This is a genomic window from Alteromonas sp. ABH2_165, assembly GCF_056159945.1.
The window spans coordinates 93223-114144 of sequence record NZ_JBSWWF010000011.1; the positions used below are offsets into that span (position 1 = coordinate 93223).

The 20922-nt window shown below is 47.8% G+C and carries 19 protein-coding genes; 8 read left to right on the forward strand and 11 right to left on the reverse strand.

Features of this window, described 5'->3' with window-relative positions:
* Nucleotides 1–26: 26 nt before the first annotated feature.
* The 9 genes from rnd to ACXAFQ_RS19415 form a co-directional block, all read right to left on the reverse strand.
* Entirely contained in the window at nt 27–1190 is a 1164-nt protein-coding gene (gene rnd / locus ACXAFQ_RS19375; RefSeq protein ID WP_474825027.1) for a ribonuclease D, read from the reverse strand.
* A 56-nt stretch (nt 1191–1246) separates the two neighbouring features.
* The gene (gene fadD / locus ACXAFQ_RS19380; protein WP_474825028.1) at nt 1247–2899 is read right to left on the reverse strand and encodes a long-chain-fatty-acid--CoA ligase FadD; all 1653 of its coding nucleotides are present in this window, start codon (nt 2897–2899) and stop codon (nt 1247–1249) included.
* 122 nt (nt 2900–3021) lie between these two features.
* On the reverse strand, nt 3022–3861 hold the full coding sequence (locus ACXAFQ_RS19385; RefSeq protein ID WP_474825029.1) for an alpha/beta fold hydrolase: 840 nt from the start codon (nt 3859–3861) through the stop codon (nt 3022–3024).
* A gap of 87 nt (nt 3862–3948) precedes the next feature.
* Entirely contained in the window at nt 3949–4659 is a 711-nt protein-coding gene (locus ACXAFQ_RS19390; protein WP_474825030.1) for a Slp family lipoprotein, read from the reverse strand.
* A 123-nt stretch (nt 4660–4782) separates the two neighbouring features.
* Nucleotides 4783–5088 carry a hypothetical protein gene (locus ACXAFQ_RS19395; RefSeq protein ID WP_474825031.1) on the reverse strand — a complete coding sequence of 102 codons (306 nt, stop codon included), beginning with the start codon at nt 5086–5088 and terminating at the stop codon, nt 4783–4785.
* A gap of 91 nt (nt 5089–5179) precedes the next feature.
* Entirely contained in the window at nt 5180–5854 is a 675-nt protein-coding gene (tsaB, locus tag ACXAFQ_RS19400; protein WP_474825032.1) for a tRNA (adenosine(37)-N6)-threonylcarbamoyltransferase complex dimerization subunit type 1 TsaB, read from the reverse strand.
* A 10-nt stretch (nt 5855–5864) separates the two neighbouring features.
* Nucleotides 5865–7778, reverse strand: a complete 1914-nt coding sequence (locus tag ACXAFQ_RS19405) for an ATP-dependent DNA helicase (RefSeq protein WP_474825033.1) — start codon at nt 7776–7778, stop codon at nt 5865–5867.
* Nucleotides 7779–7879: 101 nt separating this feature from the next.
* On the reverse strand, nt 7880–9193 hold the full coding sequence (locus tag ACXAFQ_RS19410; protein ID WP_474825071.1) for an alpha-amylase family glycosyl hydrolase: 1314 nt from the start codon (nt 9191–9193) through the stop codon (nt 7880–7882).
* Nucleotides 9194–9313: 120 nt separating this feature from the next.
* Entirely contained in the window at nt 9314–10216 is a 903-nt protein-coding gene (locus ACXAFQ_RS19415) for a sulfite exporter TauE/SafE family protein (RefSeq protein WP_474825034.1), read from the reverse strand.
* Between the two features lie 134 nt (nt 10217–10350).
* Between ACXAFQ_RS19415 and ACXAFQ_RS19420 the strand changes: the two genes are divergently transcribed.
* The 8 genes from ACXAFQ_RS19420 (at nt 10351) to arsB (ending at nt 17458) form a co-directional block, all read left to right on the forward strand.
* Nucleotides 10351–11238: a TraB/GumN family protein gene (locus ACXAFQ_RS19420; protein ID WP_474825035.1), complete on the forward strand. Its 888-nt coding sequence runs from the start codon at nt 10351–10353 to the stop codon at nt 11236–11238.
* Between the two features lie 193 nt (nt 11239–11431).
* A complete protein-coding gene (locus tag ACXAFQ_RS19425) occupies nt 11432–13351 on the forward strand; it encodes a methyl-accepting chemotaxis protein (RefSeq protein ID WP_474825036.1) in 1920 nt (639 codons plus the stop codon).
* Nucleotides 13352–13575: 224 nt separating this feature from the next.
* Nucleotides 13576–14151, forward strand: coding sequence for a lipid-binding SYLF domain-containing protein (locus ACXAFQ_RS19430; protein WP_474825037.1), 576 nt, complete (start codon nt 13576–13578; stop codon nt 14149–14151).
* Between the two features lie 138 nt (nt 14152–14289).
* Nucleotides 14290–14772 carry a nucleotidyltransferase family protein gene (locus ACXAFQ_RS19435; protein WP_474825038.1) on the forward strand — a complete coding sequence of 161 codons (483 nt, stop codon included), beginning with the start codon at nt 14290–14292 and terminating at the stop codon, nt 14770–14772.
* Between the two features lie 160 nt (nt 14773–14932).
* A complete protein-coding gene (locus ACXAFQ_RS19440) occupies nt 14933–15211 on the forward strand; it encodes a metalloregulator ArsR/SmtB family transcription factor (protein ID WP_474825072.1) in 279 nt (92 codons plus the stop codon).
* 31 nt (nt 15212–15242) lie between these two features.
* On the forward strand, nt 15243–15716 hold the full coding sequence (locus ACXAFQ_RS19445; protein WP_474825073.1) for an arsenate reductase ArsC: 474 nt from the start codon (nt 15243–15245) through the stop codon (nt 15714–15716).
* Nucleotides 15716–16432: an arsenical resistance protein ArsH gene (gene arsH / locus ACXAFQ_RS19450; protein WP_474825039.1), complete on the forward strand. Its 717-nt coding sequence runs from the start codon at nt 15716–15718 to the stop codon at nt 16430–16432. Before ACXAFQ_RS19445 ends, arsH begins: the two co-directional genes overlap by 1 nt.
* 9 nt (nt 16433–16441) lie before the next feature.
* Nucleotides 16442–17458: an ACR3 family arsenite efflux transporter gene (arsB, locus tag ACXAFQ_RS19455; protein WP_474825040.1), complete on the forward strand. Its 1017-nt coding sequence runs from the start codon at nt 16442–16444 to the stop codon at nt 17456–17458.
* Between the two features lie 83 nt (nt 17459–17541).
* Here the strand turns inward: arsB and ACXAFQ_RS19460 are convergent, their stop codons facing one another.
* Nucleotides 17542–20259, reverse strand: a complete 2718-nt coding sequence (locus ACXAFQ_RS19460; protein ID WP_474825041.1) for a M16 family metallopeptidase — start codon at nt 20257–20259, stop codon at nt 17542–17544.
* Nucleotides 20260–20394: 135 nt separating this feature from the next.
* Entirely contained in the window at nt 20395–20742 is a 348-nt protein-coding gene (locus ACXAFQ_RS19465; RefSeq protein WP_474825042.1) for a hypothetical protein, read from the reverse strand.
* Nucleotides 20743–20922: the final 180 nt, after the last annotated feature.

Here is a 20922-nt window from a genome sequence, read left to right on the forward strand (position 1 = left end):
ATTCGGTATTATCGAAAGCCGTTAGCCTACTTGTCAAAGGCCAGTGGGCCCAATAGAGAGGTCAGTTTTTCCTCCAGCAGCGGCCGGCGCCATCCGGAGAGAAGGTCTGGTAACAAACCTTGTGAACGGGTTTCATCTAAATCGAACCACTGCCACTTCAGTAATTGATTGATTTGTTTTTTCGACGCTATGACTTCTTCGGTTACGGATTGTGCTTGCGCCACTTCCGCACAGATCCGTTTTACTGCCGCCAGGTTTTTCTTGTATTCAGGAAAATCGATAAGTCGGCGTATAGGTACAAGCTTACGATCAGCCGGCGTGTCTTCGAATAACTCTCGGGCTTCGGCCACCAGGTTAATAAGTATGTCACCATAGCGGCGCAGCGTTTGGGGCTGCAAGCCCTCGGTGCGACTCAGTGCACTACGACTTACTGGCATTCTGACAGCAATATCAAACATCTGGCCTTCTCGAATCACAAAATTCAATGCTAGATTCTTCTGCCGCGCCACTTTTAGCCGCCATGCCGCGAGATGACGAAATACCGTGAGTTGTTCAGGTGTTAAACGCCACAGGTTTTTCAGATGCAGATATGCCTGCTCTAAAGACACCTGGGCTTTCTTTTTTTCTGCCAGTACAGCTATTTCCTGCGTTACCCACTCGTATTTACCAACCTGAGCAATTTTCTCAGCCAATTGGCGGTAAACGGGTAACAGGTAAAGCACATCGTTGGCGGCATAACTTAGTTGCGCTTCGCGCAATGGACGTGCCAGCCAGTCTGTACGAGACTCGCCTTTATCCAGCACCACGTTGCTCATTAATTCCACCAACCTGGCGTAGCCCAACGTGGGCCCCATGTCTATTACACTGGCAGCAAACTGGGTATCGAAAATGGGAGCTGGCACCATGCCGAAGGCAGCCAGAAACGTTTCAAGATCTTCAGAACAAGAGTGCAGCACCTTAACCACATTCGGGTTGGCCATCAGTTCGACAAATGGAGACAGATCGTCAATCGCCAGCGGATCGATGAGTACCAGGTTTTCGCCATCGAACATCTGCAACAAACCTAGCAGAGGCGTCAATGTACGGGTTCGCACGAACTCGGTATCAATGGCTACCGCATCAGCTTCCGCCGCTTTTTCGCACACGCTTCTCAGCGCTTTTTTATCGGTTATTAGTTTATATTTCATCATACAAAACAGCCGGCAAAGTAGCCGGCTGTCCCAAGTGTTTATTCGAGCAGGAGCGATTAATCCCGTAATTCCCGTCGCAGGATTTTACCTACGTTTGTTTTCGGCAGGTCATCTTTAAATACCACTTTCTTCGGTACTTTATAACCTGTGAGATGCTTGCGGCAGTGGGCAATAACCTGCTCGGCAGTCAGACTTTTGTCTTTGGCCACGACGAACAGTTTCACCACTTCCCCACTCACATCGTGAGGCATGCCTATCGCGGCTGCTTCCACAACACCTTCGTGCATGGCTGCCACTTCTTCAATCTCGTTCGGGAACACGTTGAATCCGGAAACCAGAATCATATCTTTTTTACGGTCAACAATATAGAAATAACCTTCGTCATCCGACTTCGCAATATCACCCGTTGACAGCCAGCCGTCTTTTAAAATTTCCGCGGTATCTTCGGGACGATTCAAATACCCCTTCATCACCTGAGGGCCTTTTACCAGCATTTCTCCCGCCTCACCCGGCGCCACATCGTTTCCTTCATCGTCTACCAGACGAATGTCTGTTGACGGAATAGGCATGCCGATGGCCCCTTTGTACGCTTTAATTTTAGGCGAGTTCACCGCAACCACTGGGGAACATTCCGTCAGACCATAGCCTTCCAACAAGACTGTTCCCGTAACAGCTTGCCAGCGCTCTGCTACCGGACGCTGAACGGCCATACCGCCGCCAAGACCAAATTTGAAATGGGAGAAATCTAATTCTTTGAAACCAGGTGTGTTCAGCAAACCGTTAAACAGGGTGTTTACACCAGGCAGTATCGCAAATTGATGTTTAGACAGCTCTTTGACAAAACCTGGCATATCCCGCGGATTAGTAATAAGCAGATTAGGACAGCCAAACTTCAAGAACAGCAGACAGTTCGCCAACAGTGCGAAAATGTGATAAAGCGGCAGCGCGGTAACCACTAAATCTTTACCGGGCTCAATAACGATTTCAAGAATACCGGAAACTTGCTCAAGATTCGCAATCATATTCCGGTGCGTCAGCATGGCCCCTTTAGACACACCTGTCGTGCCGCCGGTGTACTGCAGAAAGGCTAAATCCTCACCCTTAATGTCAGGACGTTGATAGCTTAACTTTTCTCCCGCTTTTACTGCCGACATAAAAGATTCGGCAGTAGGCAGTGAGAAGTCAGGTACCAGCTTTTTGATATATTTAACGCCCAGGTTGACCACCCAACGCTTTGGCGCAGGCAACATATCACCCAGGGCTGTGCGATAAATATGTTTAAGGTTTGTTTTGCCGACCACTTGCTGCAACGTGGCAGCAAAGTTATCAACAATCACTATCGCCTGAGCATTGGCATCATTCAGTTGATGCTCCAACTCCCGAGCAGTGTACAACGGGTTTACGTTTATAACGGTTAAACCGGCGCGGAGAACGCCAAACATGGCAACAGGATACTGCAGCACGTTGGGCATCATAATAGCAACGGCATCGCCTCGCTTAAGGCCACTGTTTTGCAAATAGGCTGCAAACTGGGCTGATAATTCATCAAGTTCTCTGAACGTGATGCTGTGCCCCATGTTCATGTAAGCAACCTGATCGCCATAGGTTGTTACAGACTGCTCGAAGATATCGACAATAGAGGCATAGCGATCAGGGTCAATGTCTGCCGAAACACTTGGGTCGTAATGCTCTAACCAAATTTTTTCCACACACCCTCCGGTAACATTTATTTTTATAGTTGATTTACAGATACTGCTTAACCAATATTTTACAACTGGTCTGATTAGTTGCGTATCTTATAGGATGACAACAAAAAGATAAACGTTCCTGTTTACAATTGTTCAACAAACTGGCGAATTGCCCTCCCCACTTCGTCAGTTTTTTCCATATGAATATGGTGACCCCCATCAAACACTTCACATTGGCTAGAAACAAACCAATCTTTACGCGCGCCATATACATCCGGCATTTTCTTAAAGCTGTTGCTAGCAGCAGCGAACCACACCGGGCAAAGCACATTTCGCATGAGCGCTTCGGCCTGCTCTTCAGTATAGCGCAGGGTAGATTTGGTTCGCAGTTTAGGATCGCTCGACCAGAAACAGTGCCCCGATGCATCTTGCGTGAGATTGCGGGAAAGAATCACTCTAGCGTTGTCTTCATCAATATCTGATACCGCACAACGGGCTTTAACCGCATCCTCTAAATCAACGATATTTAGCCGGTTTTTGCGTTTCTTAAAACGACTTTGAATCGATTCTCGCATTTGTTCAGCACTGCTTTCCGCTGATTTTGTGAGTGGTCCACAGGCATCAATGCTAATAACGGCTTTGACGTGGTCGGGAAAAGCGGCAGCGTACAGTGTTGCTAAAATACCCCCCAGGGAATGGCCTAATAGAATAACGTCTGAAAACGCATTTTCTGTGATCAGCGCATACAAATCTTGCAGGAAATCAGCTTGATGGTAATGGGCGCCAGCCGGACGATGGGAAGAGTGCCCGTGACCAGCTAAATCCAGCGCGATAAACCGGCTGTTCTGCAAATACGGGGCAAGTGGTGCTAGAGAAGCCGCATTATCCAGAAAACCATGAAGTCCGATTACCACCGTGCCAGCACCCTGGTTGTCCAATGCTGATAGTTTGATATCACCCAGTTGAAACTCTGTTTCTTTCATCGCCATTCTCTCCAGCTATGCGGCAACAAATAACAAAAGAGCGGCAATCTCTTGCCGCTCTGCCAGGAAAAACGTTTCCGCATTTTATTACTGTTCTTTTCTCACAACAGATCGTGTTGCGCTTGAAGTTGGCCGTGGTGCTGCACGACTCGATACGCTGCTTCGGTTTGAGCGTGAAGAACTACCCACGTTGTTGATCGACGTTTTCCTTACGCGAATAGCCGGACCGGTACTATATTGATAATAACCGTCATAGATACCAAAGCCCCAAGGCGATGAGAACGGTCTATAAGCACCGTAGTAGAACGGAGAGTACCAGCCCATGCGGTAATCAAAGAACAGCGGATTAATATAGTTAACCGAGTTCTTACGCCACATGTGATAATTATCACCGTTTAATAGTGGGTACATGTACGGTTGCTCGCCTACCATGCCGGCAATCGGTTTTTGCACTTCACCCACAAACGTCACCAGGCGCCCTTTCTCAAAATGAATAGGATCAACAAATCCATCCATCGCGACTTTAAAGCGACCGATAGTCTCTTCACCCGAGTTAGGTTTACCATAGTGATTCAAAGGAAAATTAACGATTTCGACGAAGGTTTTTTCGGGTTTATTTTCCACTCCAACAATAATCCCGCCCCATCGAGCAGTCTGTCCGATGACAGCATCCCCGCCGGTTACAGCGCGGTTATACGAAACAAGATTCGTATCGTCAGGCAAATCGATGTCGTCCGGAACAACAGAGCAACCTGTTGCCAGTGCAATTGCAGCTAATAAGAAAAGAGAACGCAGCATAGTAGTTCCTGAATATTTGATAGGCATGTTCATTATCCTACTGCAAGCTGAATGCTAGCTGAACAATAGGTATTCCTAAACATTATACGAATGAAGCACTAAGAAGGTTAACGCCTTATCGCATTAGGCGTAGAGATCAACGCCAAGTAATTCGCGAATATTGTCCCGTTGCGCTTCCCGCTCAAGACTTTGATAAGCTGCGACAGCTTGTCTGCCCTTTCCTTCAGGCTGGTCATAACCGGTTTGCTGTTGAAATTTGCGTGCAGAATTTAATACGTCGTCAGAGGCATCGTTGCGGATAGGTTTTAGCTCAACAATGCCCTCGAGCGGTTGAGCCTGATCTTTCTGACGGGCATCAACACGCTCAGGCTGTGCGCGTTGCGGAGCCTGTTCCGGTCTGATGATGTCAAAGCCAGATTGGATTTCCATAATGTAAACGCGTTAACCCTTACAATTTATCGATTACATTTTATACAATGAGAGCCCATATTGAGAAAGAAGTCAAGCAAAAATTGCGCCATCACTCTCTTCCAGGCAACTTTTTCCAGGTGACCTTATCGCGTAAGTAAACCGGCTCAATGTGTTCAGCTTCGCTTACATCACCTAGAGCAAATTGCTGTTCGCCAAGGCTTAACATAAAGCGAGCATCGGGATACAAAACCGCAACCTCGGCGTCGCACTTGGCTGTGAGTTCCGAGTACGCTGCCCACCCTGTTCCTGCTTGACTTGCACTATCGCTAAGCAAAGACGCAGCATGTTCGGGAGGACAAACCCTCTCTTCATCCAGCAGTTGTACCAGCCCGTTTTCAGCCTGATATTGTGCAAAATACACTTCGCTCATTCGCGCATCAATAGCCACTGCAACCGATGCGCTCCCCTGTGATTCAAGGACTTGTTGCGCCATCGCAGCAAGCGTACTCACCCCAGCCACTTTCAAACCTGAGCCCAAAGCCAACCCCTGAATCATACCGGTTGCGATGCGCACTCCTGTAAAACTCCCCGGGCCACGACCATAAACCAGACCATCAATGTCTTTTAGCGTAACGCCAGCCTCTTTAAGCACCTCGTCTACCATGGGCAGCAAACGCTGGCTATGTTGTTGAGGACAGATTTCAAACCGATGAAAATCACCCTGATCAGTTCTCACAGCCACTGAACAGGCTTCTGTGGCGGTATCTATAGCAAGAAGGTTCATACAATTCCTGTTAATCGATGGTTTTTAAAAATGACTCAACCACATCGAGTGAGCGGGTACGTTTCATGTCTGGCAGACTGGCAATAAATGTCTGCGCGTAATTTTTGGTTACCAGGCGATTATCGCAAATAACCAACACCCCTTTGTCGGTAGGGTCGCGAATTAAACGCCCTGCCCCTTGTTTAAGGGTGATAACTGCCTGTGGAATTTGAATGGCGGCAAACGGGTTCGCCCCCCGCTTTTTCACATCATCCATTCTGGCCTGTAACAACGGATCGTCTGGCGAGGCAAAGGGCAGTTTATCAATCATCACGCATATAAGGTCGTTTCCACGAACATCAACCCCTTCCCAGAAGGCACCGGTACCCAGTAATACGGCTTGTTCGTCGGCAAGGTATGCATCGAGCAACGCTTGTTTTGTGGTGGTGCCCTGAACCAGCAAGGTGTTTTCTACGGCAAATTCCAGACGTTTAGCAATTTCCCGCAACATGGCGTGACTGGTAAACAACAAGAAACATCGGCCTTTACTGGCGGCAATTAAACGTTTGGCCGTTTCGAATAAGGTATCTTTCATGCTGAAGCTGTTTGGCTCAGGCAAATACCGGGGCACACATAAAATGGCTTGTTCGCGGTAATCAAACGGGCTTTCTAATTCCAGGGTTCTGGCATCATCCAGGCCCATCCGCTTTTGAAAATGGGTGAATCCGCCATCAACGGTAAGAGTGGCAGACGTAAACACCCAGCCGCGGGGCACTGCATTAATGAAACGACGGAACTTGGCTGCAATAGAGAGCGGTGTCAAATGCAGAATAAGATGACGCTGGGTGGTTTCATACCATAAGCTCACCCCATCCTGCTGGCCGTCACACAACGCTGCGAGCTGGTCGCGGGTTTGTGCTACACGCTCATAAATATTGTCGAGATCTTTATCACGCCCCAAGTGCAGTTTAATGACTTCGTAGAGCACAGCAATGCCGTCGGTCAAGCGGGAAATCTGCGTTTGGACGTCCTGCCTGTCGAGGGCTTCCGCCCAGTTGCCTTTTTCCGGCTGCTCAGGAAACAGCAAGCGTAAATCTGCAGCAGCAATTCGGCATTTCTCAGCAGATTTATCCAGTTGGTCGGCGTCTTTAAGCACGGTGCGATAAAGCACGTTGATGTCTTTTGCCAGTTCCTGCAGTTGGCGTGTCGACAACGATTCACCAAAGTAGTCACTGGCAATGTCTGGAATTTGATGCGCTTCGTCGAAAATAATGGCATCAGCTTCGGGGATCAGCTCACCAAAACCCGTATCTTTTAAGGCCATATCTGCAAAAAACAAATGGTGATTAACCACAATGATGTCGGCTTCCAGCGCTTTGCGACGCGCCTTTACAAGATAACAATCTTCATAGTCCGGGCAATCCCGCCCCAAGCAGTTATCCACCGTGGAGGTGATAAGTGGCAGAACTTTGGCATCTTCCGGCAGGGTTTTCAGTTCCCCTACATCACCGGTTTTAGTCGTTTCCGCCCAGCTGCGCACGGTAGAAAGCTGCCCCAGCACTTCTTTTTCCACCAGCATTGAATTTCCGCCATGCTGTGACATTCTATGCAGACACAAATAGTTGGCGCGGCCTTTAAGCAATGCCGTTTTACGGCGACTTCCCAACGCTTTCTTCATCACCGGTAAATCACGGTGATAAAGCTGTTCTTGCAGGTTTTTGGTACCGGTGGAAATGATCGCTTTACCTTCAGCCAGTAGCGCGGGGCCAAGATAAGCAAAGGTCTTACCGGTACCCGTTCCGGCTTCTACAATCAGACTGTGTTGGTCGTCCAGCGCTGACTTCACCGCCAGCGCCATATCGGTCTGCGCTGCACGGGGCATAAAGCCAGGTATCGCCTGAGCCAATAATCCGTCAGCAGAGAAAATTGAAGAAACAGAAGGCATAGATCACAACTAAAAATTTAAAGCGCGTAGTATGCCAGAATTATCAGGAAAATGGGGCAGCTTTTCACTGCCCGGAAGAATGGATTCTCGAAGGCGTTTTTTTAAACGGCTTCGTAAACGCGATACGCCCATGGCGACAAAATTGGCGGCTGGGAGGCATCCAGTTCCACGCGCTGTTCACTGAGCACATCGATGTATTGCCCATTGTATAAATCGGCATCGAAGGTAGGAGAAACCACATCAGCTGACAAATTAAGGATAACTAACACCTTGCCGTTATCATCTTGCCGAACATAACTGAAAACCCGAGAGAGATCGTTACACACCACCTGCAACATTGTGGCACCGTATTCACCGTTCCATAACGCTGTAGTCCGTTTTTTGAGCGCGATGAGCTGTTTATATAGATCACCGATGGGATGTTCCTGCCATTCGATGGGGTCACGTTCAAAGAACGCCAATCGCTTTGATTCCCCGGCTTCCTGACCATTATGGATGAGTGGCACACCCTCACCGGTTACAGACAACACAATCGCGGCTTCTAACGCGTTGGCAAATTGCTCATGTTGCGTGCCATCCCAGGCGTTTTTGTCGTGGTTGCTAACGAATGTCATCCGGTAAGCGGATTTTGGCCAACTGCGCTCATTCCAGGAATAATACTTTCTTAACCGGTCAACCGGCGCTTGCCCATGAGCAATTTCATGTAACGCCTCATTCCAGCTCCATGCATAAGACATATTGAAGGCTTTTTCATGCAAGTCGCGATTTTCCCATTCCGCCAGTAGAAAAACCGGTTTGATGGTATCTAACGCTACCCGCGCCTGCGCCCAGAAATCATTCGGCACGTAACCGGCAACATCGCAGCGGAAACCATCAATGTCAAAATGCTCAACCCAATAGCACATGGCTTCCACCATGTAACGTCGAAGTGCGGGTACGTTGTAATCGAATTCGATGATGTCGTCCCAATCCCACCAGGGCGATGGTCGGAAATTTCCCTTGTGATCCCGGGCATACCAGTCTGGGTGAGAAACGGTTAAAGGGTTGTCCCAAGCGCTATGGTTCGGGATCCAGTCGAGGATCAGCTTCATGCCCAGCGCATGCACGGCTTTTACCAGCTTTTCAAAACTGTTGGCATCGCCAAACTCCGAATTGATGGCATAGTAATCTTTTACCGAATAAGGACTGCCCAGCTCACCTTTGCGATTCATTTCGCCAATGGGATTAACCGGCATCAGATAAATAATATCAGCACCGAGTGCCTTAATTCGCCCTAAGCCTTCCCGCACGCCGTTGAAATCGCCATTGCTGCTGAATTGACGGGTATTAACCTGGTAAACAACAGCGTTTTTTGACCATTCAGGTTGTGACACCTGATAGGGATTTTGCGGTACAAACGGTTCTGCCATCTTCATTCCCTTTTCAGATTGAACGCCGGTAATTCCCTCGCATTTCATTAGCAGGTTTTCACCGGCACTACATTGTTTACGGTGCAATAGAGGAAAAGTTTGTCAAGCACTACAACATTATTGGCGCTAATGAAAAACCGGCAAGCCACTTAAGCCAAGTAACAGCACCCAAAAACCAAAAAACAATTTCAGTTTTTGTACCGAAAATGCTAGCACCACATAGCGGGCCAAGCGGCCGCCAATGATAGCTCCTGCGCCTGCAAATAATACCACCTGCCAGGCTACCGCCTGCGTTTCAAGAACATGATAAATAACGCCAAACCACACGGTTACCGCAGAAAGGATAACCGCCACTGCAATAGCCATGGTTACGCTAAAACCTCGCAAAATAAGTAGCACAGCCACGAGCTCACCAACACCAACAGATAACCATGCGGTAATCGCGCCGCCGACGAACCCCACCACAGGTAGCAATAATACTTCCACACTGGACATTTCCAATTTGAATGCAGTTTTACGCAGCAGCGGAATACTGGCAAAAATCACCAGGGCTAGAAATACCGAAAATACGCCAAAGCCAATGTGTAAATCGTCCACATTGCCTTGAATGGCAGAGAGAAAAGGCACACTGCTCGCCGCGTACTGCGCCATAAGTAAACCACATACCGAACCAGGTATGGAAAGCACAAGCACCTGGGGTAAAACCGACCATTGCGCATTTTGCCTTTCAGTATGCGTAAAATGTCCCCACCAACTTAATGCCCCGGCAGTCATACCACAGCATTGAATGGCAAAGCTGGTGGCAACAATATCTACCGGTGCAAACCCTAAGTGGTTAAATACGGGTACGAATACGACGCCTCCACCAGCCCCCGTGGCGTTGGCGAAAATAGCCCCAATGACACCAAGCACAAAAAAGCCGCCAAAATCCGATGCCAGGTTTAGTGGTTCAGGCTGACTAAAAAACACCACGCCCCACACAAGCAGCAGAATAGAAGGTACGGTAAAACGGTTTAACAGAGTGGACACAGATAGTTACTTCTCAAATTCGATCATATTTTCGCCACTGGGGCGTAGAATCATAATGCGGTTTGTACTTTGATGACATTAGCAGTAAATTGCATAGCGAATAAATAGGGAATCGTAGCAAAGGAGTTCACCAAATGCGAAACATCAGGGGCCGCTTTAAGCCAGTTTTTCTTTCCAGCTTGTTCACCACGTTTCTGCTCAGTGCATTATCCTGCCAAGCAGCCTCCGTATGGCAGGTTTCCAAAGGTGACAATACGATTTATCTTGGCGGTACCTTACACATTCTGAGTCCTGATGATTATCCTCTGCCCAAACAATACGAAGTCGCTTACCAGGCTGCCGATTTACTGGTTTTCGAAACCGACCTGGCGGCACTCGTTTCTCCTCAGTTTGTTGAGCAAACACAACAATTAATGACCTACAAGAACGGACGCACCATTCGTGACGATTTAAGTGAAGATACGTACCAACAACTGAAAACCTATCTTGCGCGCTACGGTGTGAGCGTAACGCAGGTAGAAAAAATGAAACCGTCGTTTCTTGGCATAACACTTTCTATGATGGCGCTTCAGCATGCCGGGCTTACTAATCCCGGCGTCGATAACTTCTTCTTCACCAAAGCAGATGCCGACGAAAAACGGGTAGACTGGTTTGAAACGCCCACTCAACAACTTGAGATCCTGTCTAAACTTGGGGAAGGCGAAGAAGATGCTTATATTCGCTACTCTCTTGAAGAATTAGATACCATGTCTGAAACCCTGGAACCCATGAAGCAAGCCTGGCGCAATGGCAACATGAACCAGTTGTTTGATTCATCGATGGACACATTCAAAAACGATTACCCACAAGTCTACGCCAACGTACTGACAAAGCGTAATTTAGCCTGGCTGCCGAAAATAGAAGAATATCTGGCTACGCCCGAAACCGAATTTGTATTGGTAGGCACCATGCATATGGCTGGCCCCGATGGCGTGCTTAGCATGTTAGAAACCAAAGGTTTCACCGTGCATCAGCTCCAGTAAATAGTACAAATAAATGCTTAGTTTTTGTTTCGCTACATAAAAAATATAATCAGATGAAATAAAAACTCTCTTCATTTGAAGTTTTAAACTATTCTTACAGCATGACCCAACGAGAACATCCCGGATCCGACGCGACTGGTCCGGGCCCTATTGAGCTTTGCTTAGCTGAGAGATAAGCATTGTCGGAGTTTCCATGTCTATTAAGCGTAAGTTTTTAATTTCTATTTCTGCGGTTATCGCCCTTTTCACCGTTGTAATTTGTATCGTTACCGTGAGTGCGATTAAAACAGACATTGACGAACGGATCTCTTCACAGGTTGATGCAACCACCAATCGTTTGCTGAACATATTCACTGTTACCGATTCAATAATGAGTGAACGCGTTAAAAGTAGTATGGCGCTGCTTAAACAACGTGGACAAGCTATTGGCATACCGTCTCAACGGGGAACGGCAATGGTTAAAGAAACCACTGCCAATCAGCTCTACCTTGGTAGCCAACCACAGGCAAATAATTTTGCGTTGGTAGATGGCCTTACGCAAATAATGGACGGCACAGCAACCTTATTCAGTAAGACTGGCGACGACTACATTCGGGTAAGCACCAACGTTATTAAAGACGGACAGCGCGCCATCGGCACCAAATTAGCACCTCAGGGCAAAGCCATGGCAATGATAAAAAAGGGCCAGGCTTACTATGGTGAAGTCGATATTCTGGGTAGTCCCTACCTTACTGGCTACGAGCCCATGTTTAATGCATCGAATCAGGTTATTGGTATTTGGTACGTAGGCTATTCAGCGGATCTAAAAGTGTTGGAAGAAGCTATTTCGTCCAGTCACATTCTCGATAAGGGTTTTGTGGCGCTTAGAGATGCGAAAGGCAATGTCAGAATGCACTCTTCACATGTAAAGATTTCAGACGTAGACGAAGCTTTGGCAAATCGCGGCGATTGGAAAATCACAGTAGTACCTTTTAAGAATTGGGGTTATGACATCATTCTGGTTGAATCGGAAAGCGAAAAATCCGGCATGTTGACCTCTGCGATTCTCCACCTGCTGGTCAAAATTTTGCTCGCAGGTGCCATCATTCTTATCGCCCTGGTGATACTGGTTAAACGGGTTGTTGGTCAGCCTCTCGACGAATTCCAAAAAGTGGTCAGCGACTTATCCAGTGGTGAAGGTGACCTCACCTTCCGTTTCGATGTGAAAAACGATGATGAATTTGGCCGCATGGCTAAAGCGTTTAATAATCTGTTAGAGCAGCTACAAACAACCTTACAGACAGTCTGCCAAACAACACAAACCATGTTGGCGAAATCACAAACGTTGAACGATACCGCCCATGGCGCTAAAACAACGGTGGCGTCACTCACCAACGAAACGGATGCCATTACGGGCGCGATCACAGAAATGCACCAAAGCGCTGAAGCCGTGTCCAACATAGTTATTCGCTCAAGCGATGCCGCCCGCGCTGCCGATACCGATACACGAAACAGTGTGAATGTACTCAAAGCCACCATTGCTGACATCGAGAAGCAAGCCCAGGAAGTCGACGCATCAGTACAGGTAATTACCGAACTTGCCCGCTCTAGCGAAGAAATTAGCGGTGTCATGGATGTCATTCGCAATATTGCCGAGCAAACAAACCTACTAGCGCTTAACGCGGCTATTGAAGCGGCGCGCGCCGGTGAACAAGGCCGGGGCTTTGCGGTGGTTGCCGATGAAGTTCGTTCACTCGCCAGCCGAACACAGAGTTCTACCGAAGAAATCAGAGTGATGATCGAACGCCTGCAACAAGGTAGTCGTGATGCCTCTGAGCGTATGCAATCGAATAAAGAGAATGCTTATAACACAGTGGAAGTTACGCAGAAAGCCGGAGAAACTCTGCAACAAGCGCTTACCGCTGTGGCGACTATTTCTGAATTGAACCAGGAAACGTCATCCATGGCGACGCAGCAAGCTGCCGTTTCTAAAGGTATTTCTGGTCGATTAGACAGTATTCAGCGCGCGGGTCAGGAAAATCTGCAGCATGCGCAAACGGTGTCTGATAACTGTGAAGAACTGGTGCAGCAAATTTCGCGAATGCAGGAACAGCTCAAACGTTATCGCTTTTAATTGTAGTTAAATGAGCGGCGTAAATCCGACAATGTGTCGGCAATTTGCGCCGCTTTTTTATTGTTAAAAGAACTGTAAATCTCGATTCCACCGCTTAACTCAATGATAGAGTTAACTTTTCTATACTTTGCACATTAATTGCAGTCAACGCTTATAACAATATTGTCGAAAGACAAATTGCCTGTTCAGCAAGTTGGCATCAGGCTGCTTTAAAGGAGTAATGAATGAAAAGTAAAATAAAAATGATAACAAGCGCACTGGTTCTGGCGACGATTGTCGCGGTATCTGGTTGTGCGTCAATGGGTCAAGGCACCATAGCTGAGAAACGAGAAGCGATTCTTACCATGCAAGATGTCGCGCTGGCTAAATTGTATAAAGAAAAACCGGATGTTCGTGCCCAAATCGAAACGGCACCAGGCTATGCTGTGTTCAGTAATGCCAACGTGAATGTGATTTTTGTTTCTGCCGGAACAGGCTACGGCGTGGTGAACGATAATGCCACCGGTCGTCAGGTCTATATGAACATGGCTGAAGGCGGTGTCGGTTTAGGTATTGGTGCAAAAGATTACCGCATAGTCATGGTATTCCATTCTCGCAAGGCTATGGATTACTTTGAAAAAAATGGTTGGACAGCCGGCGGCAATGCCGACGCAACAGCGAAAGCCGGTCAGAAAGGTGTTTCCGTAGAAGGTGAAGGCTATCTCGGCGATATTACTGTGTATACGCTGACAGAATCTGGTCTATCGCTACAAGCAACAGTTAAAGGCACAAAATTCTGGGTAGACAAGGCCCTCAACTAATTTCAGCGAACTAACCAGACACGGTGACAACTCAGATCTGATGAAACGCCTTAAATGATAACAGACACCCGCGAATTAACGTCGCATTGTGCATCGCTTCTATGGCAAAGTCCTGTACATAGGTCTTGCTTGGAAGCGGTGGCAACACTGAAGCTTCCCGATTGCTGGATTGGCGCAGGGTTCGTTCGCAATCTTGTTTGGGACTTTACTCACCACTATCCCGCCCCCACCGCACTCAATGATGTGGATGTTGTGTATTTCGATAACAGCGATCTCGGTAAAACACGGGAGCAGCAGTTACAGCAATTGTTACGGCGACGGTATCCTACTGTTAATTGGGAAGTTCGCAATCAAGCACGCATGCACATCAAGCATGACTTTCCTCCCTTCACCGATACGTGCCATGCAATTTCCCATTGGGTTGAGAAAGAAACGGCCGTCGCGGCCCGCTACACCGGTTCCACCGTTGAAATCATGGCCCCCTATGGGCTACAGATGAATTACAATAACAGTATCACGCACCACCATTCTCATTCACTTTCGCTTTTCGAGAGCCGCATAAATAACAAGTGCTGGCAACGGATATGGCCAAAGCTCTGGATCAATCACAACATCAAATAATACGCCTATATCACTAACCGTTAACTCTCCTTATTGACATGCTAGCCAACATATGTGAAATTACACATATGTTTAAAAACGTATATGTGATTTAATTCATTGTATGGATGTACTGCAACTATTTAAATGCCTAAGCGACGATACCCGCCTTAAGTGTGTGATGTTAATTCATTGCTTTGGCGAGGCGTGTGTGTGCGAACTTATGGAAGCGCTGGCACTGGACCAACCCAAAATATCTCGCCATTTAGCGCAGCTGCGAAAGTGCGGCATTTTGCTCGATGAGCGCCGTGGAAAATGGATGTATTACCGCTTACAGCCTGAATTATCAAAGGCTGCACGCGCCATTATTAGCACAGCGGTTGATTGTCAAAATACTGAATTTGACGCCCTTAAAGCAAAATTCACCCGCTGTCAGATCAGTGACTCTGGCTGCTGTTAACCGCTACTGAAAACATTAAGTAAGGAATATGATGAAAATATTATTTATCTGCACACACAACCGTTGTCGCAGCATTTTAAGTGAAGCCATCACCAATAAAATAGGCGAAGGTGTGATTGAGGCGCGCAGTGCGGGTAGTCAGCCCGTTGGTGAAGTGCACCCGCTGTCAGTGAAGTATTTGGAAGAAACGGGCTATCACACTGAGGACTTGCGCAGTCAGTCCTGGGATGAATTCGAGGCATTCGACGCGGACTTAGTGATCACTGTTTGTGACTCTGCCGCTGGCGAAACCTGTCCGGTATGGTTTGGGAAAAGCGTTAAAGCCCATTGGGGGCTCTCTGATCCGTCGAAGGAAACCGGTACAGAAGAAGAGATTAAAGCCGCTTTCCTTGCCTGCATCGACATCATCGAAAAGCGTGCCGCCGAATTGCTTAGCATTGCGACACATAACAAAGAACCAGCTGCACTCCGCGCCGCTTTAAAGAAACTAGGGGCACAAGCCTAATGACCAAGATACCAGATCTACCAAATATCAATGAGGACCAGTGGCATTCGCCAACATTTGATGCTTGCGCCCCAACGTCGCTCACACATAAACCACGCATTTTACTGCTTTATGGATCATTACGGGCCCGTTCATTCAGCCGCCTTCTCGTAGAAGAAGCTGCCCGATTGCTTACCGCCATGGGCGCTGAAGCTAAGGTGTTTAATCCCGAAGGGCTCCCCCAAACCGATACCGAAGACGAGCACCATCCCAAGGTAAAAGAATTGCGTGAGTTGATGATGTGGTCTGAAGGCCAGGTTTGGTGTTCGCCAGAGCGTCATGGCGCAATGACCAGTATTTTCAAAAGTCAGATTGACTGGGTGCCGTTAAGTATTGGTGGTATGCGCCCCACCCAAGGAAAAACCCTTGCGCTGATGCAGGTATGCGGTGGATCGCAGTCGTTCAATACGGTTAATCAGATGCGTATTTTAGGACGCTGGATGCGCATGGTCACCATTCCTAATCAGTCATCGGTTCCCAAAGCTTTCCTCGAATTTGAAGAAGATGGACGAATGAAACCCTCGCCTTTTTACAACCGCGTTGTGGATGTGATGGAAGAGTTGATGAAATTCACCCTGATGCTGCGCGGCAACAAGGATTATTTTGTCGACCGCTATTCTGAACGGGTGGAAAGTGCTGAAGAACTCAGCAAACGCGTAAACCAAAAATCGATTTAGGACATTGTAATGGGATTATTTGAACGCTTCTTATCAGTGTGGGTGGCTCTCGCTATTATTACGGGTCTGGTGGCAGGCAGTCTGTTTCCGGATTTATTTGCAGCGGTAGCCGGGCTGGAATATGCCCATGTAAATCTGGTAATTGCGGTTCTTATCTGGCTGATGATTTACCCGATGATGGTACAGGTGGACTTTTCCTCTATCAAAGATGTGGGTAAAAAGCCTAAAGGATTGGTACTAACGCTTGTGATCAACTGGCTGGTGAAGCCTTTCTCTATGGCGTTTCTGGGTTGGCTGTTCTTCAAAGGCCTGTTTGCTGATTGGGTCGACCCACAAACCGCCAGCGAATACATCGCCGGTATGATTTTACTAGGTGTAGCGCCCTGCACAGCCATGGTATTTGTATGGAGCCAGCTAACGAAAGGCGATGCAAACTACACATTGGTACAAGTCTCAGTAAACGATATCATCATGATTTTTGCCTTTGCGCCTCTGGCCGCTTTTCTGCTTGGCGTAACCGATATCACGGTTCCCTGGGATACGTTACTGTTGTCTGTTGTACTGTACGTATTAATTCCACTGGTGGCCGGCGTATTCACACGTAAAGCGCTAGATAGCCATAACAACCACCAGCGGTTAAACCGTTTTCTTGCCACCATGAAACCCTGGTCGATTATTGGTTTGCTGGCCACTGTGGTGCTGTTATTCGGTTTTCAGTCTGAAACCATCATCGCCGATCCACAGGCCATTGTTCTGATCGCGATTCCCCTGCTTATCCAGACTTACGGTATTTTCGCTATTGGCTATTGGCTGGCGAAAAAAATGGGGCTGTCGCATCAGGTGGCCGCACCGGCCTGTATGATTGGCACCTCTAATTTTTTCGAGCTGGCAGTGGCCGTAGCTATTTCACTGTTTGGCTTGCACTCTGGTGCAGCCTTGGCGACCGTAGTCGGTGTACTAGTTGAAGTGCCAGTGATGTTGTCGCTGGTGTGGTTTGCTAATCGAACTCGACATTGGTTTGCCTGAATTCGCTGCAACCAAACAGCAAATGCAGTAAAAAAGGCAGCGTCAGGGTTCAATCAGACACTGCCTTTTTTCAAAGTAGAAGATTACTCGATGTCGAGCATCACCACTTTGCCCATTTTCTCAAGTTCTGCTTTGTATAACGAAGCGTCCCCTACAATCATGTAGACAATATTGTCGGTGGTAAATAGGTCAGACTGTTCGCGTACATCCTCTAGCGTTAACTTGTCATATTCCTGCTGAAGCAGCATCGGGTAATTCAAAGGTTTACCCTGCATCAGACTGGACTGAATTTCAGAAAGCACACTGTTGTTCGTCTCAAATGAACCCGGCAACTTGCGGACCTCGGTAGTAACTGTTTCCGAAAGCTCAGTTTCTGTAGCCGGATTCTTACCGTTATATTCTTTCATTTCACGATCGATCTCTTTGATAGAGTCAACGGTTTTATCACTCTGCACCGGTGCATAGGCAAACCAGGGACGCATACCCGCCGTGGTCAGCGACATGGTACGGGCACCGTAGGCCCAACCTTTGTCCTCACGCAGATTCATATTCAGACGTGCCGTGAATTTGCCGCCAACGATAGCGTTAGCGGTGTCGATTGCCAGCGCATCTTCATCGGTAACGGAAGGAATTAATTTACCCGCCAGAATCAACGACTGCGGTGAGTCCGGGCGATCAGCCAGATAGAACGTCCGGCCCTTCACCTGCGGCACATCAGCAATGTCTTTTTTACCTGCTTTGCCAGACACTTTCCACTCGCCAAAGCTATCGTTCAGCATGGATTTCAGCGTCGACTTCTCAATATCGCCTACCACAATGATTTTCGCATTATCCGGACGCAACCAGGTGTCATGGAAATCTTTCAGCGTTTTAGTGGTTATTTTGCTCACTGACTCATTGGTACCGGAACCGGTTAGCGGCATACCATAGGGATGCTCTTTACCAAACAGCAACGGCGGCAGTTCCCGGAAAGCAAGCTGAACGGGCTGAGATTTCTCCTGCGCAATGTTCGACAGCCAGATTGGCTTCAGCTTAGTCAGATCATTATCCCGCATTGCAGGTTTTTGAATCACTTCACTGAAAAGCGACAGTGCAGGTTTCAGGTTCGCCGTCAGCGATTGTAGATGAGCATAAGAACTGTCCAGCGATGCGCCGAAATAACTTGCTGCGCCCAGCATATCCATTTCGGTTTTATATGCCTCGCCGTCAGTTTTACCACTGCCCTCTTCCAGCATCCGCATGGTCATAGAAGACGTTCCCAGCGGATAACCACTGGCATCAGCTGCGTAACCACTATCAAATACCACGCGCATGGAAACATCAGGCACCGCATTCCGCTTTACAAAATAAACGGAAATGCCGTTGTCCAACTTGAACTCTTCAGGCGTCGGGAACGCAAGTTCAGGCATTTCGGTGACTTCAGGGAGTTTAGCGCGGTCTGCGCTTTCACTGCTAACAGCGTAGTTGGGGAACGGACGTACAATTACCTGATGGAACCCGCCGCTCAGCCACGCTTTTGCGACACCGTTGAGATCTTCAGGTGTGGCTTCAACATAGCGCTCAAGACTCTCCATATAGTGATTTGAGTCATCGGCGTAAAGCTCACCTTCGGCCAGTACGTTTGCCTTACCACCGAAGCCGCCGATTTTCTCCATACCGCGAATCGTCCGCGACAGCGTGCGCATACGGGCACCGTCCAGCTCAGACTTGGTTACCTTAGACTTCACCAGCTTTGCGATTTCCTCATCAATGATAGCGGAAACCTTTTCTTCATCAGCGCCGTCTGCCAGCGTCACTTCTACATTGAAAATACTGGCAAGCGTGTGTTCTTCAACATAGGCACTGACGCCGGTAGCCAGTTTTTCTTTTTCAACTAAACGCTGATAGAGACGCGATGTTTTACCTTCACCGGCAATTTTTGCCAGCAGGTTCAGCGCTTCAATATCGTCGGTAGTACGACCTGCCACCGGCCACACGCGATAAATTCTCTCGGCAGCGACCTTATCGAAGACCTCTTCATAGCTGCTGATTTCTTTTTCCGGCACATAAGATCTCAGGCGCTTAACTGGCGGCCCAGGCGGTATATCACCGAAGTAATGTTCGACCTTTTGTTTGGCTGCTTCAGCAGTAATATCACCGGCCAGTACAATAACGGTATTCGCCGCTCCGTAATATTGCTTAAACCAGTCTTTCACGTCGTCCAGGCTCGCGGCATTGAGATCTTCCATGGAGCCAATGGTGCTCCAGCGATACGGATGGCCTTCCGGAAAAATCCCTTCCAGCAAACTATATTCGGCTTTACGATATGGTGAGTTATCGCCCTGGCGTTTCTCGTTCTGTACAACGCCACGTTGGTTATCCAATTTTTTCTGCGTAATCGCCCCGAGTAAATGCCCCATGCGGTCCGATTCCATCCAAAGCGCCAAATCGACAGCCGTAGATGGTACGTTTTGGAAATAATTCGTGCGATCAAACCAGGTTGTCCCGTTCATGTCGGTGGCACCGACCTGTTCGAACGGCTTAAAGTATTCGCCGTCATAGTTCTCAGAACCGTTAAACATAAGGTGCTCGAACAAATGGGCAAAACCGGTTTTACCGGGTTTTTCGTCTTTTGAGCCCACGTTGTACCACACCGAAACCGCCACAATAGGTGCCTTATGGTCTTCGTGAACCAGTAAGGTTAATCCATTGTCGAGTTCATAACGTGTGTGGGGAATTTCAAGGCTGTTAACGTCGATAGATTGCGCAAATAGGCTGGTGTGCGTAACCGCGAGGGCGGCCAGCAGAAGCGTCTTTTTCATGAGTTCTGTCCGTAGTCATTATTTTAGGGGCATTGAAGCGAAGCGACCATGTATAAGCCGCAACCCGGCCAACGTCTTTGTGACCAATTTTTATACTAGCGGATATTTGAACTGGGTGTGACGAAAAAAACGTTACTAAATATAAATATCCAGATGCTTAATTTTATCTTCATTTTCTGCACCTGTTTCAGCATCCTGATGTTCCTGCTCCTCTTTCAGATTCGCATTGCTTTCCTTGGTCTCATGTTCTTCGGCCATATGCCCATCTCGACCATACAAGTCATCATGCTCATGGCGGTTCTGCTGATATTGCTTTCGCTCATGTTCGCTGCTGACACGGCGCTCTTCATCGTGCTCCATTCGCTCATGTTCACCAAACGCTTCAATACGAGTAATTTTGCCAATTTTTTGCACGCGATTTCGAAATTGAACCGGCACGCGACTATCCCGAGGAAGAATGGGAAACAGCAAATCATTTACCATAATTTCGCCTCCATTTATGACAATACTTGCACAAACACGTCAGTTTCGACCTTTTAAACTGAAGGATATAACTTATGACCAAACATTTGGTCTAATAATTCCCTAAAAAAGCCGTTTTGGGGTTGATTTAGCGCAGCCGATTAGCTAATGTTTGCCGCGTCTAAAGATTGGAAAGAATTA